The organism is Streptomyces sp. AHA2 (genome assembly GCF_036857595.1).
GTDB lineage: Bacteria > Actinomycetota > Actinomycetes > Streptomycetales > Streptomycetaceae > Streptomyces.
This window is the reverse complement of the sequence record NZ_JAUQWJ010000016.1, coordinates 81637-97672: the sequence shown is the minus strand read 5'-3', so window position 1 is coordinate 97672 and position 16036 is coordinate 81637. Positions and strand designations below refer to the sequence as shown.

Annotated in this window: 12 protein-coding genes; 11 read left to right on the top strand and 1 reads right to left on the bottom strand. The window is 72.7% G+C overall.

Annotated features, from left to right (window positions below; all coding sequences use genetic code 11):
- Positions 1-10: 10 nt before the first annotated feature.
- Complete coding sequence (locus Q5694_RS26635) at positions 11-1990, bottom strand: S9 family peptidase (RefSeq protein ID WP_333935911.1); 1980 nt, start codon at positions 1988-1990, stop codon at positions 11-13.
- Positions 1991-2244: 254 nt separating this feature from the next.
- Here Q5694_RS26635 and Q5694_RS26630 point away from each other — a divergent pair, with 254 nt between their 5' ends.
- The 11 genes from Q5694_RS26630 to Q5694_RS26580 all read left to right on the top strand — a co-directional run bounded on the left by Q5694_RS26630 (position 2245) and on the right by Q5694_RS26580 (position 15904).
- Positions 2245-3894, top strand: a complete 1650-nt coding sequence (locus tag Q5694_RS26630; protein ID WP_333935910.1) for an ABC transporter substrate-binding protein — start codon at positions 2245-2247, stop codon at positions 3892-3894.
- Positions 3891-4853, top strand: a complete 963-nt coding sequence (locus tag Q5694_RS26625; protein ID WP_333935909.1) for an ABC transporter permease — start codon at positions 3891-3893, stop codon at positions 4851-4853. The genes Q5694_RS26630 and Q5694_RS26625 overlap by 4 nt, the downstream gene beginning before the upstream one ends.
- Positions 4853-5731: an ABC transporter permease gene (locus Q5694_RS26620; RefSeq protein WP_333935908.1), complete on the top strand. Its 879-nt coding sequence runs from the start codon at positions 4853-4855 to the stop codon at positions 5729-5731. Before Q5694_RS26625 ends, Q5694_RS26620 begins: the two co-directional genes overlap by 1 nt.
- Positions 5728-7635: an ABC transporter ATP-binding protein gene (locus tag Q5694_RS26615; protein WP_333935907.1), complete on the top strand. Its 1908-nt coding sequence runs from the start codon at positions 5728-5730 to the stop codon at positions 7633-7635. The genes Q5694_RS26620 and Q5694_RS26615 overlap by 4 nt, the downstream gene beginning before the upstream one ends.
- The gene (locus tag Q5694_RS26610; RefSeq protein WP_333935906.1) at positions 7632-9164 is read left to right on the top strand and encodes a S10 family peptidase; all 1533 of its coding nucleotides are present in this window, start codon (positions 7632-7634) and stop codon (positions 9162-9164) included. Before Q5694_RS26615 ends, Q5694_RS26610 begins: the two co-directional genes overlap by 4 nt.
- A gap of 38 nt (positions 9165-9202) precedes the next feature.
- Positions 9203-10141 carry an alpha/beta fold hydrolase gene (locus Q5694_RS26605; RefSeq protein WP_333935905.1) on the top strand — a complete coding sequence of 313 codons (939 nt, stop codon included), beginning with the start codon at positions 9203-9205 and terminating at the stop codon, positions 10139-10141.
- Positions 10138-11172, top strand: coding sequence for a dipeptidase (locus tag Q5694_RS26600; protein WP_333935904.1), 1035 nt, complete (start codon positions 10138-10140; stop codon positions 11170-11172). Before Q5694_RS26605 ends, Q5694_RS26600 begins: the two co-directional genes overlap by 4 nt.
- A gap of 73 nt (positions 11173-11245) precedes the next feature.
- On the top strand, positions 11246-12808 hold the full coding sequence (locus Q5694_RS26595) for a GMC family oxidoreductase (protein WP_333935903.1): 1563 nt from the start codon (positions 11246-11248) through the stop codon (positions 12806-12808).
- Between the two features lie 13 nt (positions 12809-12821).
- On the top strand, positions 12822-14225 hold the full coding sequence (locus Q5694_RS26590) for an aldehyde dehydrogenase family protein (protein WP_333935902.1): 1404 nt from the start codon (positions 12822-12824) through the stop codon (positions 14223-14225).
- 266 nt (positions 14226-14491) lie between these two features.
- Positions 14492-15172 (top strand): GOLPH3/VPS74 family protein, encoded by a 681-nt coding sequence (locus Q5694_RS26585; protein ID WP_333935901.1) that lies wholly within the window; start codon positions 14492-14494, stop codon positions 15170-15172.
- A 198-nt stretch (positions 15173-15370) separates the two neighbouring features.
- Entirely contained in the window at positions 15371-15904 is a 534-nt protein-coding gene (locus Q5694_RS26580) for an Lrp/AsnC family transcriptional regulator (protein ID WP_333935900.1), read from the top strand.
- Positions 15905-16036 lie beyond the last annotated feature (132 nt).

Below are 16036 nucleotides of genomic sequence, written 5' to 3'. Positions count from 1 at the left end.
ATGGTGACGCTCAGGACCGCCCCGCGGGCTCCAGCCGCAGGTGCCGGGTGAACCAGTCGACGATCCTGCGCTGGACGTCGATCAGCTGCTCCCGCTGGGTCATGCCGTGCCCGGCGCCCTTGTAGACGACCAGCTCCGTCTCACACCCGGCGGACACCAGACCCTGGTAGAACTCCTGCGCCTGGGACAGGGGGCAGGCCCGGTCCGCGTCGCCGTGCAGCAGCAACGTGGGCGTGCGGCAGCCGCGCACATACATGACCGGCGACCGCGCCAGGTGGGGACCGGCCGGGTCGTACGGGTCGCCGTCCAGGAAGATCTCGTCGAACCGGCCCACATTCGACGTGTTGTGGTAGCTCAGCCAGTTCATCAGCCCGGCGACGGGCACCGACGCGGCGAACACCTCGCTGCGCACCGCCGCCCAGGCCGCCATGTACCCCCCGTACGAGGCACCGGTGATCCCCACCCGGTCCGGATCGGCCAGGCCCGCCGCCACCAGCGAGGCCACCCCCGACTCGATGTCGCCGAGGTCGCCGCCGCCCAGGTCGCCGATGTTCGCGGCCATGAACTCCCGGCCCCGCCCGAGGGAACCCCGGAAGTTGGGCAGCAGCACGGCGCAGCCCGCCTGGGCCAGCAGCAGAGCGTCACCGCGCTGCGTGCCCTGGGCGTACAGGGAGGTCGCCGCGCCGGTGGGGCCTCCGTGCACGACGACGACGAGGGGCAGTGCGGTGGCCGGCCGGTCCACGGGCAGCAACAGCAGTCCGTGGATCTCGGTGCCGTCGCCGGACCTCCAGCGGTGCACGGTCTCCCGAGCGGGCGCGATGCCCGCAAGCGCGGCGTTGACCGCCGTGAGGGGCCGCCACTGGGCGCCGGGCTCCGCGCCGCCCGTTGCCCGAGCCGCGGGCACCGTGAGTTCGTGCAGCTCCGGCGGCCGGTCGTGGGCCTGCCGCACGGCCACGACGGTGCGGCCGTCCCGGCTGCAATGGGCCCGCCCGATCGTGGCCCGCCCCCGCCAGCACTCGTCCACCGTCCAGGTCTGCGCGGCGCGGCGCAGGAAGCCGCAGGCCGTCTCCAGCGACACGACGCCCACCCAGAAGAGCCGTCCGTCCCGCGTCCACCGCAGCCGGGAGACGTCGGCCTCGTGGTCCGGCCGTGCCACCGCCCCCGTTTCCAGGTCCAGGACGGTCACGTCCCCGGCCAGCAGCGCGCGGTCGCTCTGCGGCCCCTCGACGAAGGCCACCGTCCGCCCGTCCTCCGCGACGACCGGCGATTGCAGCTGCCACCGCGGCCGGTGCACGGTCCGCGCGGTCCGGGTCTCGATGTCGAGGACCGCCACGTGGGCGTCGTACCAGCCGTTCTCGCTCGGGTCGGCCGAGACCACGGCCGCCACCGGACCGTGCCCCGCCCACCCGAACTCCCATACCGTGAGGCGGTCGGGGCTGACCTGCACCGCCGCCCCGGAAGCCAGGTCCACCCGGTACAGCCGCCGCCACCCGGTGGCGGGCCGGTGCACCGTCCAGGGCGCCTCCGCCTCGTCTCCGCCGGCGAACCGCGTCCCGCCGCGGGCGTTGCCGGTCTCGGAACCGTCGTCGGCGACGCCCACCAGCAGGGCTGTCTCATCCCGGGCCCAGACGATGTCCTCGACGACACCGGGCAGGGCGTCGAACCAATGCGGGCGGGGAGCCGGCTCGGCCTCCTCCAGTTCGGCGCAGTACAGCCGCCACAACCCGGGCTCGTCACGGTCCGAGGCGAAGGCCAGCCGGCGGCCGGAGGGCGAGATGCGGGGGAGCAGGTGCACCCCTCGGCCGGAAGTCACCGTGCGGGCCGGTCCGTTGCGGCGGAACACCCGTATCCCCGACCGCGGGGACGCCCCCCGCGCCGCGGCGGGGGCGTGGACCACCACCGCGCGCAGCGTGCCGTCGTCGGAGACCTGCGGGTCCGTGACGCTCCGGAGGGTCGCGAGGCGTTCGGCGGTGAGAGGCGGAAGGGGCATGGGCCCTCCTTCGAGGAGGCACGGCAGCGGTGCGCTCTGCATGTGACTGACGTGCTAGGTCGATATAGGCACTTGAGGCTAGGCTATTGACCATCGGAAGTTGGCCCAATATAACTGGCCCATGCCGTTGGCACAGGCGAGGTGCACCACCCGCCCCGCCGACACGGCACTCACGGTTCACCACAAGCGGCCGGCCACCCGGCCACGGCCGCTTTCTCCTGACTCACCGGCACCCGATCGAACCCGGAGTCACCATGAAGTCCCAAGTGAACGGCGCTCGCCGCATGCTGCGTCTGCCGGCGCTGGCCGTAACCGGCGTAATGGTGCTGGGGGTCGCGGCCTGCACCGACAATCGCCCGGAAAGCAGCGCCGGTGGCGCCGGCCGGGTCCCCGAAGAACGCGACGTGGCTCCCGGGAAACCCGTCTCGCAGCAGCGGCTGGGCCAACTGAAAGTGGGTGTGCTCGGCACGATACCCACCCTGGACCCCGCCAAGAACATCGGCGCCGGCCTGTACACCCACACCCTCGGCCTGGAGAGCCTGCTGCGCATCGGTCGCGACGGACGGCTGGAGCCGTGGCTGGCCGACACGTTCGAGCAGAAGAGCCCCGTCGTCCACGAATACCGCCTGCGCCGCGGCGTCAAGTTCTCGGACGGCTCGCCCCTGACGTCCGAGGACGTGCGGTACTCCTGGGAGTACTACGCCGGCAAGGGCAGCCCGCGGGGCCACTACTACGCCAACATCGCCGGCATCGCCACTCCCGACGAGCGCACCGTCCGCGTCACGCTGAAGGTCCCGGACGCCTCCTGGAAGTACACCCCCGCCATGTTCTGGTCGGGCATCTTCCAGAAGAAGTTCGCGCAGGCCCACAAGAAGACGTTCGGTCAGCCCGGGACGCTGATGGTGGCCACCGGCCCCTGGAAGTTCGACAGCCTCAACCCCACCAGCGGCATGGAGCTGTCCGCCAACCCGCACTACTGGGGCGGCAAGCCCCCCATCGGCAGGATCTCGGTCACGTCCTACACCGAGGACAACAGCCTCGCCCTCGCGCTGCGTTCCGGTGAGATCGACATCTCCCCGTCGATCGGCGCGCCCAAGGGCTTCGACGCCACCGCGGGCAAGAACACCGTCACCACCGTCCCGACCTGCGCGACGGCGCTGATGAGCATGCCCACGCAGACCGCGCCGTGGGACGACGTGCACGTGCGCAGGGCCGTCGCCTACGCCGTGGACCGCGACAGCGTCATCGCCTCCACGCAGGGCCGGGCCGGCGCCCCGCAGCGGACGCTCATCTCGCCCCTCGTCATGCGGACGCTCGGCAGCAAGGAGCAGGTCGACAAGGCGCTGGACTCCGTCCCCGGGTACGACCACGACCTCGGCAAGGCCAAGGCCGAACTGTCCAAGTCCAAGGTGCCCCACGGATTCAGCGGCACGTTCGTCACCAGCCAGTCCGCCGCCGCGCCCGCCCAGGTGATCGCCGACCAGCTGAAGAAGATCGGCGTCAAGCTGAAGATCCGCAGCATGAACGACACCGCCTGGGCCGCCGCGGTCACCGGACCGGCGGACAAGCGCCCGGTCACCGCGTTCGAGACCGGCGCCTGCCTGCCGGACCCGAGCTTCAGCTCCGTCTACCTCGGCAAGGCCAACACCGTCCCCGGTGGGCTGAACACCGCCAACTACACCCCGCCCGGGATCGACCGGATGATCGCCGCGGGCCGCACCACCCAGGACCCCGGCAAGCGCCTGAAGATCTACACCGCGTTGCAGAAGCGGGTGGGCGAGGACGTGCCGTACGTGCCGTTGTACGCCGAGGGCGCCCACTACGCGTCCGTGAAGTACGGCATCGCGGGCTTCGACGGCTACACGCTGAACATGCCGTGGGCCCTGAACGTGGTGGCCAAATGAGCCTCACGTCCGCCGTCGCCTTCATCGCCCGCAGGCTGGGCGCGATGGCCGTTCTGCTGGCCGTGCTCTCCTTCGCGGTGTTCTGCCTGGTCTACCTGGCGCCCGGCGACGCCGTCGACGCCCTGCTCGGAGGCAGACCGAGCAGCCCCGAGCTGGTGGCCACCCTCAAGGAGGAACACCACCTCGACGACCCCTTCTTCACCCAGTACTGGCTCTGGGCCAAGGACGCGCTGCGCCTCGACTTCGGCACGTCCATCCAGACCACCCTGCCGGTCACGGACGAGATCGGCGCGCGCTTCGGGCCGTCGGTCCTGCTCGGTGTCTACTCCTACCTGCTCACCCTCCTGTTCGGCGTGGTGCCGGGCGTCCTCGCCGCGCTCAGGCAGCGCCGGGCGCTGGACCGGGGCCTGGTCGCCGGGGCCGTGGTCGCCCTGAGCACCCCGCCGTTCGTCCTGGGCATCCTGCTGCTGTATCTCTTCGCGATCGCCGTGCCCGTCTTCCCCGCGGCCGGCAAGGGCCAGGGGCTCCTCGACCAACTGTGGCACCTCACGCTGCCGGCCGTGGCACTCGCCCTGACCGTCTCCGCCTTCCTCCTGCGCCACACCCGGGCCTCGATGATCGGCGTGCTGAGCCAGGACCACGTGGCGTTCGCGCGGGCCCGCGGCCTGTCGACACGGCGGATCATGGTGCGCTACCTGCTGCGCAACGCGCTGATCCCGGTGGTCACCGTCAGCGGCGTGATGCTGACCTACTTCGTCACCGGCGCCGTGCTGGTGGAGACCACCTTCTCGCTCGGCGGGCTCGGCGAACTCCTCGTGCGGTCGGCCGAGTCGAACGACCTGCCGATGCTCCAGGGGCTCACGCTCATGATCGCCGTGATCATCATCTCGGCCAACCTGCTGGCCGACCTCGCCTACCTGGCGATCGACCCCCGGATCCGATTCGAAAGGCGCGCCTGATGACGGACGGCGTCTCCCTCACCGAGCCCCCCGAAGGCCGGGCCGCCAGGTCGGCGAAACGGCGCCGGCGGCTGTCCCTCCCCATCGCGCTGTGCTTCCTCGTCCTCGCGGTGCTGGCGCTCATGGTGGTGTTCGGCCACCTGCTCGCGCCGCACGACCCGCGGGCACAGAACGTGCTGTCCGGCTCGGCCGGGCCCGGCGCGGAGCACTGGCTGGGCACCGACGCTCTCGGCCGCGACGTCCTGTCCCGGCTGGTGGCCGGCGCCCGTTCCGCGATCGTCGGACCACTGGTGATCGCCGTCGGGGCCATGGTCTGCGGGAACATCCTCGGCCTGCTGGCCGGCTACCGCGGTGGCGCCCTCGACTTCGCCCTGATGCGCTGGGTCGACCTCATGGTGGCCATGCCGTCGCTGCTCGTCATCATCGTGGTGGCCGGCGCGCTCGGCGGCGGCTACTGGATGGCGGTCGCGCTGCTCGGCGTCCTGTCGGTGCCCCTCGACACCCGCGTGATCCGCGCCGCCACCCTGGAACAGGTGTCACGCCCCTACGTCGAGGCCGCCAAGACCCTCGGGTTGCCGGAGCGGCGGATCATGTTCCTGCACATCTGGCCCAACATCGCGGCCACCGCCTTCGCCAACACCTTCCTGGTCTTCGCCGGCTCGCTGATCGCCCTGTCCGGACTGTCCTACCTGGGCGTGGGCGCCGAACCGGGCACCCCGGACTGGGGGCAGATGCTGGCGGAGAACCAGTCCCTGCTGTTCGCCAACCCCGTCGCCACCATCGCCCCCGGCGTGGCGATCGTCCTCGCCGCCACCGCGACGAACCTGATCGGCGACTGGACCTTCGAGAAGATATCGAGCCGAGGAGCCGTCCGGTGAACGACACCGAGCAGGCGCACACGCCGGGCGAAGCGGTGCTGAGCGTACGCGGGATGAGGATCGGACGCGCCGGCCAGGGCGACGCCGGGGTGATCGTCACGGCCGACGAGTTCGACCTGGCCGCGGGGGAGAGCCTCGCCGTCGTCGGCGAGTCGGGCAGCGGCAAGTCGATGACGGCCAAGGCCCTGACCGGACTGCTGCCGCCCGGCGTGGAGGCGAGCGGGACCGCCGAGTACGGGGGCCGCAACCTCCTCGACCTCACCGAGCGCGCGTGGCGTTCGATCCGCGGCAGCGAGATCGGCACCGTCATGCAGGACCCCTTCACCATGCTCAACCCGGTGATGCGCTGCGGTCACATCCTCCAGGAGTCCATGGCGCCGGGCCGGCGGCTCAGCCGCGCCGAGCGCCGCGAGGAGGCCGTGCGCCGGCTGGCCGAGGTCGGCATCACCGAGGCCTCGGTGGTCGACCGCTACCCCTTCCAGCTCTCCGGCGGCATGCGTCAACGCGTCGCCATCGCCGCGGCGCTGGCCCGCGACCCGAAGGTGCTCATCGCGGACGAGCCCTCCACCGCGCTGGACGTGGTGACCCAGCGCGAGGTGCTGGGACTGATCAAACGGATCCAGCGGGCCCGCGGCATGAGCCTGATCCTGATCACGCACGACCTGCGGGTCGCCTTCGCCACCTGCGACCGGGTGCACGTGCTGTACGCGGGCACGCTGCTGGAGGCCGCCGGCGCCCACGAGATGCAGCACGAGCCGCTGCACCCCTACACCCAGGGCCTGCTGCTGTCCGAACCGCCCGTCGGGCTCAAGGTCCGCGAACTGATCGCCATCCCCGGCTCGGTGCCCACGGCCGCCGAGGTGCCCGACCGCTGTCCGTTCGCGGCCCGATGTCACTGGGCGGACGAGGTCTGCCACCACGAGCTGCCCCCGCTGCGGACGGTCGCCGACGGCCGCACCTCCCGCTGTGTGCGACTGCCCGAGATCCGCACCGAGATGGCCGAGGTCCGCGCCCGCGCCGACGAGCCCGCCCCCGCGCGCGCCGACGGCCGCACCGGCAGCCCGCTCATCGAGGTCGAGCACGTCGAGAAGGTCTACACCGTCGGCGGCCGCACCGTCCGCGCGGTCGACGACGTCTCCCTGGTGGTACGCGAGGGCGAGAGCGTCGGCATCGTCGGGGAGTCGGGCTCGGGCAAGACCACCCTGGCCCGCATGCTGGTCGGCCTGGAGACCCCCACCGGCGGGGACGTCCGGATCGACGGCGTCTCCGTGCGCGACTGGCGCCGGCTCGGCGACCGCGACCGGCGCAGACTGCGCAGGACCGTGCAGACGGTGTTCCAGGACCCCTACTCCAGCCTCAACCCGATGCGCACCATCGGATGGACGCTGAAGGAGGCCGTCACCACCCACAGCAGCGGCCCGGTCGACGTGGCCGTCCGGGTGGGCGACCTGCTGGAGTCCGTCGGGCTCAACCGCGACTACGCGCGCCGCCGGCCCTCCGCCCTCTCCGGCGGCGAACGGCAGCGCATCGCCATCGCCCGGGCCCTGGCCGCCGATCCCCGCCTGCTGATCTGCGACGAACCGGTGTCCGCCCTGGACATGTCGGTGCAGGCACAGATCCTGAACCTGCTGGAACACCTGCGCGCCGAGCGGGGCATCAGCTACCTCTTCATCACCCACGACCTGTCGATCGTCCGGCAGGCCTCCGACTTCCTCTACGTGATGAACGGCGGCAGGGTCGTGGAGTCCGGGCCGACCGACTCGGTGCTGGACCATCCGCAGCACGCCTACACGGACCAACTCCTGCGGTCCGTTCCGCGCTCCGACGGCAGCTGGCTCGGTGCGCCACCGCCCGGGTCGCCGGCGACCACCGCGCTCGACCACCAGGGAGCACACCAGCCATGACGTCCGACCAGACCGGCCGGGGCGCCGCCGGGGACCACGAGCCGCCGCGCGGAGCCTCCACCACGGACACGTGGAACGGCCTGGCCTACACCGCGTCCGCCCAGTGGCTCGTGCTCCGCGAGGAGGACACGCCCACGGCCGAGGTCTTCTCCATCTCCTACCTCGCGCAGGACCCGCCCGCCGAGCGGCCGGTGACCTTCGTCTTCAACGGCGGCCCCGGGGCGGCCTCGGCCTACCTGCACCTGGGCGCCGTCGGTCCGCAGCGGATCGACCTCCCGGCGGACGGCAGCGTGCCGGCGTTCCCGCCGGTGCTGGTCCACAACGACGAGTCCTGGCTGGCCTTCACCGACCTCGTCCTGGTCGACCCCGTCGGCACCGGGTTCAGCCGGTACGTGGAGGACGGCGCGGCGCACGCCGACGCGGGAGCCGACCGCGGGCAGCAGAAGTCCGGCGCCCACCCGGGCGGTTCCGGTGACGGCCGCGGGCAGTACTTCGGCACCGTCCGCGACCTGAAGGCGATGGGCGACTTCATCAGCCGCTGGTTGTCGGAGAACGGCCGCTGGGGTTCGGCGGTGTTCATCGCCGGCGAGAGCTACGGCGGCTACCGCGTGGGACGCCTGACCCGCCACCTGCAGGAGACCGTGGGCGTCGGTTTGAACGGCGTCATCCTGATCTCGCCCGCCCTCGAATGGAACCAGCTGGAAGCGTTCATGGGGCGGGGCGACTACGCCGTGGAACCGTGGATCGACGCACTGCCGAGCATGGCGGCGGCGGCCGTGCACCACGGCCGCTCGCGCGCCTTCAAGCCCGGCACCCCGCCGGCCGAGGTGCTGCGCGCGGCCGAGGAGTTCGCGACCGGCGAATACGCCTCGTTCCTCACCCGCGGCGCCTCGATGCCGGCCACGGACCGCGAACGCGTGATCAACCGGTACGCGGACCTGACCGGTCTGGACGCCCGGCTCGTCGCCCGGGCGGAGGGCCGCGTGGGCGTCAACCGGTTCAAGCGCGAGCTGCTGAAGGACACCCGCACCGTCCTGGACGTCTACGACGCGACCGTCACCTCGCCGGACCCCTTCCCGGACCGGGACGCCTACGAGGGGGCGGAACCCTCGCTGACCGCCGTGAAGGCGGTGTTCACGGCCGCGGTCAACCGCCTGCTGCGCACGGAGATCGGCGTCGTCACCGACCGCAGGTACGAGGTGCTCAACGACGACCTGGTGGCCGTCTGGAAGAACGACGAGGCCCAGTACTACTTCCAGGGCTGCCCCGGCGCCACCGACGACTTCCGCCACGGCATGGCGGTCAACCAGCACACCCGGGCGTTCATCACCCACGGCTGGTACGACCTGGTGACGCCGTACCACACCAGCGAGCGGCTGCGGAACCTGATGCGCCTCGACCCGGCCACCGCCCGGCGTCTGACAGTCCGTCACTTCCCCGGCGGCCACATGTTCTACACCTGGCAGGAGAGCCGGCGGGCCTTCACGGACGCCCTCGCCGTGTTCGTGGCCGAGGCCACCTCCCGGTGAAGCACCACCGACCAGCACCGCACGTGAGGAGAGACGACGTGAGCGACGCCGCCGAAGGATGGGATCACGACCTCGTGCCGCTGCCCGACGGCCGGGTGACGGAGGTGCTGACCCACGGCACGGCGACCAACGGCACGCTGGTCTGGCACGGGGGCACCCCCAGCGGCCTGGTCCCGCGGCCGGCCCACGCACGGGTCTGCGACGCGTTCGGCCTGCGCTACGTCGTGGCCGGGCGGCCCGGGTACGGGCTGAGCACGGCCCGGCCCGGGCGGGTGATGGCCGACATCGCCGAGGACCTGCCCCGGGTGCTGGACCACCTCGGCGTCGACACCTTCGTCACCATGGGCGGCTCCGGCGGCGGCCCCCACGCCCTGGCCTGCGCCGCGCTGCTGCCCGGCCGCTGCCGGGCCGCGGCCGCCGTGGTGAGCCCGGCACCGATCGACGCGGACGGCCTGGACTACTACGCCGGGATGGGACCGGAGAACGTCGAGGAGTGGAAACTCGCCGAGCAGGGCCGCGAGGCCGTCGGCCCCTGGCTGGAGCGGACCGTCGCCGAGTGGGACGACCTCAGCGCGGCCGGCTTCGTCGACGCCTTCCGGGGGACGCTGCCCCCGGTCGACCAGGAGCTGTTCACCACCGAGTTCGGCGAGACCTTCGTGGCGGGCCTGCGCAAGGCCGTCTCCACCGGCGTCGAGGGCTGGCTGGAGGACGACCTGGCGCTGGTCACCCCCTGGGGCTTCGACCTCGGCGCCATCACCGCCCCGGTCAGCATCTGGACCGGCAGGCTCGACCGGATGATCCACTACGAGCACTCGGTCTGGCTCGCGCGCGCCGTCCCCGGGGCGGACCTGCACGTCTACGGCCGCCACGGCCACCTCAGCTTCCTCATGGCCCACATGCCGGACGTCATCACCGACCTGCTGCGCAAGGCGGGCCTGTCCGGCCCGCACCGGACGCCGGACGGAGGCGGACGATGACCGCGCTGCACCGGGAGGCCCTGGTGGCCGACCTGCACAACGACCTGATCCTCCTGGTCGACCACTTCGACCGTCGCGGGCGGCCCGACTACTTCGGCGACTTCTGGCTGCCCGAACTGCGCGCCGGCGGCGTGGACGTCCAGGTGCTCCCGGTCTTCATCGACGAGCCATTCCAGTCCGAGGGGGCACTGCGCCGCACCCTGCTGCTCGTCGAGCGCATCCACCGGCTGGCCGAGCAGTACCCGCAGCTGACCGTCTGCCGCACCGCCGCCGAGATCCGGCAGACGACGGCGGACGGCGGGATCGCCCTGGTCATCGCCCTGGAAGGAGCACACGCCCTCGGCCAGGACCCGGAACTGATCCGCACGATGGAGCGCATCGGTGTCCGGGTGGTCTCGCTCGCCCACCTGGGCCGCACCCTGCTCGCCGACGGCAGCGGCGTCGACGACACCGCCTGCGGCGGCCTCACCCCGCAGGGCCGGGAGGTCCTGTCGGAGATGGAACGCCTGGGCATCGTCTACGACCTCAGCCACCTCGGACTCGCCGGGGTCGAGGACGTGCTGGAACTCGCCGGCCGTCCGCTGCTGGCGACGCACTCGGCGTGCCGTGCCGTCACCGACATCCACCGCAACCTCACCGACACCCAGCTCAAGGGCGTCGCCGAACTCGGCGGGGTCATCGGCGTGGCCGCGGCCATCCCGCCCTTCATCGACCCGGGCCGCCCCACCGCGGCCCGCGTGGTCGACCACATCGAACACCTCGCCTCGGTCACCTCCATCGACGCCGTCGGGCTCGGCCCCGACTTCATCGACGACTACTACCGGGAGGTCCACGGCGGCTGGGCGATCCCCGGCATGGCCGCCACCTGGGAAGCCGCCGAGATCCGCCGGCCCTCGGACCTGCCCCGGATCACCGAGGAGATGGAGCAGCGCGGCTTCACCGAGACCGACATCAGGAAGGTCCTCGGTGGCAACGCCATGCGCGTCCTCGACCAGGTGATGGGCGTCCCCGCAGCGGCGGCCGCACCGTGACGCGGCCCCGCCTCCCCGGCGCGGGCCACGCGGCCACCGACTGCACGACATCGACTCATGGGAAGGCCGGACAGTGACGAGCAACGACTGGGACGTCATCGTCGTGGGAGCGGGATCCGCGGGCGCCGCCCTCGCCGCCCGCACGGCGGCCCGGGGCAGGCGCGTACTGCTGCTGGAAGCGGGGCCGGACTACCGGTCGGCACAGATGAAGGAGGTCTGGCGCTCGCCCAATCCCCGGCTGGCCCTGCTGGACAAGGAGGCTTCCGAGGAACTGATGTGGCCCGGCCTGAACGCCACGCGCACCGACCACCAGGAGCCGGAGCTGTACTGGCGCGGCCGCGGCGCCGGTGGCAGCTCGGCGGTCAACGGGCAGATCGCCATCCGCCCGCCCATGGCCGACTTCGAGGAGTGGCGGGCTCAGGGGTGCACGGGGTGGGGACCCGGGGACGTGCTGCCCTACTTCGCCCGGCTCGAGGACGACGAACAGTTCGGCGACGAGCCCTACCACGGCCGTGGCGGCCCGATCCCGGTCCACCGGGTGCCGCGGCAGGACTGGGGCGGCGTCGACAAGGCCCTGGCCCGGGCGTGCGACGCGGCCGGCTACGGCTGGTGCGAGGACGTCAACGCCCCGTCGGGGAGCGGCATCTCGCCGTACCCGGTCAACTCCCGGCACGGCCGGCGGGTCACCGTCAACGACGGGTACCTGGAGTGGGCCCGCGACCTGGACACCCTCACGGTGCGCGGGGACAGCCTGGTGGACCGGGTGCTCCTCGACGGCGACCGGGCCGTCGGGGTGCGGGTGGTCAGCGGGGGAGAGGTGAGCACCGAACACGCCGACACCGTCGTGCTCAGCGCCGGGGTGATCCACTCACCGGCGATCCTCATGCGCTCCGGCATCGGCCCGGCGGCACACCTGCGCACGCTCGGCATCGACGTGCGCCACGACCTGCCCGTCGGCCAGGGCCTGCAGGACCACCCGCTGGCGGCGGTGCTGCTGCACCTCACCGACGCGGCCGGCAACAGGACGCGGGACGACCGGCACACCAACGTCTGCGTCCGCCGGACCAGCGGCCCCGGTGCCCCCGAGAACGACCTGATGTTCGTCGCCCTCAACGAGAACGTGCTGGCGCTGGGCTCGGCCACCCCCGGCGAGCGGATCGGGTCCTACGGCGTGTGGCTCAACCGCACCTACTCGCGCGGCGAACTCACGCTGGCCTCCACCGACCCCGCCCAGCACCCGCTGGTGCGCGAACGCATGCTCTCCGACCCCCGGGACCTGCCCCGGATGCGCACCGGGGTCCGCGAACTGGTCGAGCTGGCGCGCGGCAGCGAGACGGAGCGGATCACCACCGCCCCGGTCGCCGAGGCCAACCGCGAGCTGTTCGCCGCCCTGGACAGCGACCGCGACCTCGACGCCTACCTCCTGGCCACGGTGGTGGACACCCAGCACGGCACCAGCACCTGCCGGATGGGCGCGGCCGACGACCCGGCGACGGTCGTGGACGGCGACTGCCGGGTCCTGGGCGTGGAGGGGCTGCGGGTGGTCGACGCGTCGATCTTCCCGTTCGTGCCCCGCGCCAACACCAACCTCGCCGTGATCATGGCCGGCGAGCTGATGGCCGACCGCCTCGACTGAAGGGACCGAACCCGTGAACATCGCAAGAATCCTGGTCGGCGGCGTCTGGCAGGACACCGCCGGCGACAGCCTGATCGACGTCGTGGACCCGGCCACCGAGGAACTCGTCGCCCGGGCACCGGCCGGCTGCGCGGCCGACGTGGACCGGGCCGTCGCGGCCGCCGTGGCCGCGCAGCCGGCCTGGGCGGCGCTGCCGGTCGCCGAGCGGGTCGCACGGATCGCCGAGTGGGCCGAGGTCGTCACCGCGCACGCCGACGAACTCGCCGAACTGGAGCGCCGGGAGATGGGCAAGCCGCTCGACCTCGGCCGGCCCTTCATCGAGGCAGCGGCCGCCGGCATGAGGACCGCCGCCGAGCGGGCCCTGTCCTACCCCTTCGAGCGGACCTTCCCGCACCCGCACGGTGAGACCAGGGTCGTGCGGCACCCGCTGGGCGCCACCGCGGTGATCACGCCGTGGAACTTTCCGGTCGCGGTCCTGCTCGGCGCCCTCGGACCGCTGCTCGCCGCCGGCAACACCGTCGTCGTCAAGCCCTCCGAACGCTCACCCCTCTCCGCCGTACGGCTGTGCGAGCTGCTCAGGCTGCCGGACGGGGTGATCAACCTCGTCCTCGGTGACGTCCGCGCCGGCGCGCCGCTCGCGGAGCACGAGGACGTCCAGCTCGTGCACTTCACCGGTTCGGTGGCGGCCGGCCGGGCCGTCGGCGCCGGCGCCGCCCGCCGGTTGCACCGGGCGCTGCTCGAACTCGGCGGCAAGGACGCCGTGGTGGTGGACGCGGGCGTCGACGTCCAGGCCACCGCGGAGGCCGTGGCCCAGGGGGCCTTCCTCAACACCGGCCAGATCTGCACCTCGGTGGAACGCATCTACGTCCACCAGGACGTCGCCGAGGAGTTCACCGACGCCCTGGTGGCGGCGGCCGGGGCGTACACCCCCGGCGAGGTGCTGGGCCCGCTGGTCGACGAGCGGCAGCGGGACATCGTCCGACGGCACGTCGCCGACGCCGTCGGGCGCGGCGCCGTCGTCCGCACCGGCGGCGAGGAGCCGCCCGGCAAGGGCTACTACTACCCGCCCACGGTGCTCACCGGTGTCGAGGACTCGATGCTGGTGATGTCCGAGGAGACCTTCGGGCCGCTCGCGCCCGTCGCCGTCGTGCCCGACTTCGCCACCGGCCTGCGGAGGGCGGCGCGGTCGCGCTACGGCCTCGCCGCGACGGTGTACACCGGGGACCCGGAGCACATCGAGGCGGCGACGCGGCTGCCCGCGGGCATCGTCACGATCAACCAGTCGCAGGGCGGCAGCGCCGAGATGGTCTGGGAACCGGCCGGCGACAGCGGCATGGGCGCCACCGGGGCCCACGCCGCCTACGACGCGGCCACCCGGCCGTCATCCGTCGTGATCACGAGAGGCACGTCGTCATGACACGTGAGGCGTCGGCCCGCACCGCCGGCGCATGACCGTCCCGAAGGGCCCGACGGGTGCTGGTGCACGCGCCGACCGAGCCGCCCCCGGTCCGGCGGAGCGGCTCCGTTCCACCGCGGGGGCGGACCGAGGGGGCGAACACCGGGAACAGCCCAGACCGTCAGGACGTGTCCCGCTGCCGCTGCGCTCCCCTGACGGAAGAGTGGGGGCGCATGTCCCGGCAGGCACGTCATGCGGATGTGCCACCCGAGCAAGGAAGAGGAGCCATGCGCGAGAATCCGCTCATCGTCGAGGATCTGATGCTGCTGATGTTCGACGACGAATCGGGGGCGATCGCCGGCGCGGGCACCCTCTACTACACCTTGGGCGGCGCCGTGCTCGTGGAGCTGGCCCAGGCCGGCCGGGTCCGGGTCGACGCGCACGACCGGACGCTGAACGGGCTGCGGGTGCACTCCGTCGCCGGCGAGCCGCTGTCCGACCCGGTGCTCCGGGCGGCCGGCGAGAAGACCGCCGAACGGGTACGCGGCGTCCAGACCCTCCTCATCGAGCTGGGCACCGGGCTGCGGCTGCGCGAGACCGTCCTCGACCGGCTGGTCGAGCGGGGCATGCTGCGCCGGGAGAGCAAGCGCAGGTGGGGCGTCTTCCGCACGACGGCCACCCGGGCCGCCGACACCCGGCACAAGGAGGCCTTGGTGAAGCGGGTCCGCGCGGTGCTGATCGACGGGGAGGAACCCGACGACCGTACGGCGGCGCTGATCGCCCTGCTGTCCGCGAGCGGCACTCTGCCGAGCCTGCACCGCGTGATTCCGTGGTCGGGCGCGGTCCACACCCGCGCGAAGCGGCTGGAGCAGGCCAGCTGGAGCGCAGCGGCAGTGAACACCGCGGTGCTGCGGACCGTCGCGGCAGCCGCCGCAGGCGCGGGAACTGCCGCGGCCGTCACGAGCTGAGCCCCGGGCGGTGCGGGACGGCGTGGTTCCGTGTCGCCGGGCCCGCAGCGCACCCGGCCTGGCTCTCCGGTTCCTGATCCGCGCCAGAGTCTGACTCCCGGCGGGCAGGCCGCAGCGGCGGCCGGTGGACCACCGGCTCGGCCGCACAACGACAGCCCATCCTCACCGAGCCCCTCACCGAGACATTGCGAGGTCATCGTGGCCGCTCTCGACGGACTGGACGTCTCCATCCTGCGTGAACTCCTGGCCCGGCCCCGAGCCGGAATGCGCGAGTTCGCCCGTACCCTCGCTGTCGCCCGGGGGACGGTGCACACGCGGGTGAGCCGCCTGGAGCGGCTCGGTGTGATCGCCGACTACGCGCCACGGCTCTCACCGGCCCAGCTCGGCTTCCCCATCCTCGCGTTCGTCCACCTCCACTTGGCTCAGGGACAGCTCGCACGGGTGACCCGGGCCCTGGCGCTCGTCGACGAGGTGCTGGAGGCCCACTCCACGGCCGGGGACGGGGACGTACTGTGCCGCGTCGCCGCCCGGGACACCGAACACGTCGAGGAGGTCATCCAGCGTTTCCTGCACCTACCCGGTGTGGTGCGCTGCCGTACCGAGATCGCCCTCAGCGAGCGGCTGCCGAACCGCGTCGCACCGCTGCTGACCCTGGTGGCCCATGACCTCGCGTCGCACGAGACGAAAGCCTCCGGACCGGCGCCGACCGACCACGGAAGGCGTCACCGGTGAGGGCGGACCGGCAGCCACAGGGCCGTCCTGCCGTGAGTTCCGCGTTCCGTGGTCCTCGACGAGGGCCCCGAGCCATGGCCCCGAGCCCTCCCCGTTCTGTGCCGATGGATCACAAGGTCCAGTGAAGGGGCG

Bases quoted from the DNA above. Each gene is read 5' to 3' on its own strand.
- Q5694_RS26635 (WP_333935911.1), bottom strand. From the start codon at position 1,990: ATGCCCCTTCCGCCTCTCACCGCCGAACGCCTCGCGACCCTCCGGAGC.
- Q5694_RS26630 (WP_333935910.1), top strand. From the start codon at position 2,245: ATGAAGTCCCAAGTGAACGGCGCTCGCCGCATGCTGCGTCTGCCGGCG.
- Q5694_RS26625 (WP_333935909.1), top strand. From the start codon at position 3,891: ATGAGCCTCACGTCCGCCGTCGCCTTCATCGCCCGCAGGCTGGGCGCG.
- Q5694_RS26620 (WP_333935908.1), top strand. From the start codon at position 4,853: ATGACGGACGGCGTCTCCCTCACCGAGCCCCCCGAAGGCCGGGCCGCC.
- Q5694_RS26610 (WP_333935906.1), top strand. From the start codon at position 7,632: ATGACGTCCGACCAGACCGGCCGGGGCGCCGCCGGGGACCACGAGCCG.
- Q5694_RS26600 (WP_333935904.1), top strand. From the start codon at position 10,138: ATGACCGCGCTGCACCGGGAGGCCCTGGTGGCCGACCTGCACAACGAC.
- Q5694_RS26585 (WP_333935901.1), top strand. From the start codon at position 14,492: ATGCGCGAGAATCCGCTCATCGTCGAGGATCTGATGCTGCTGATGTTC.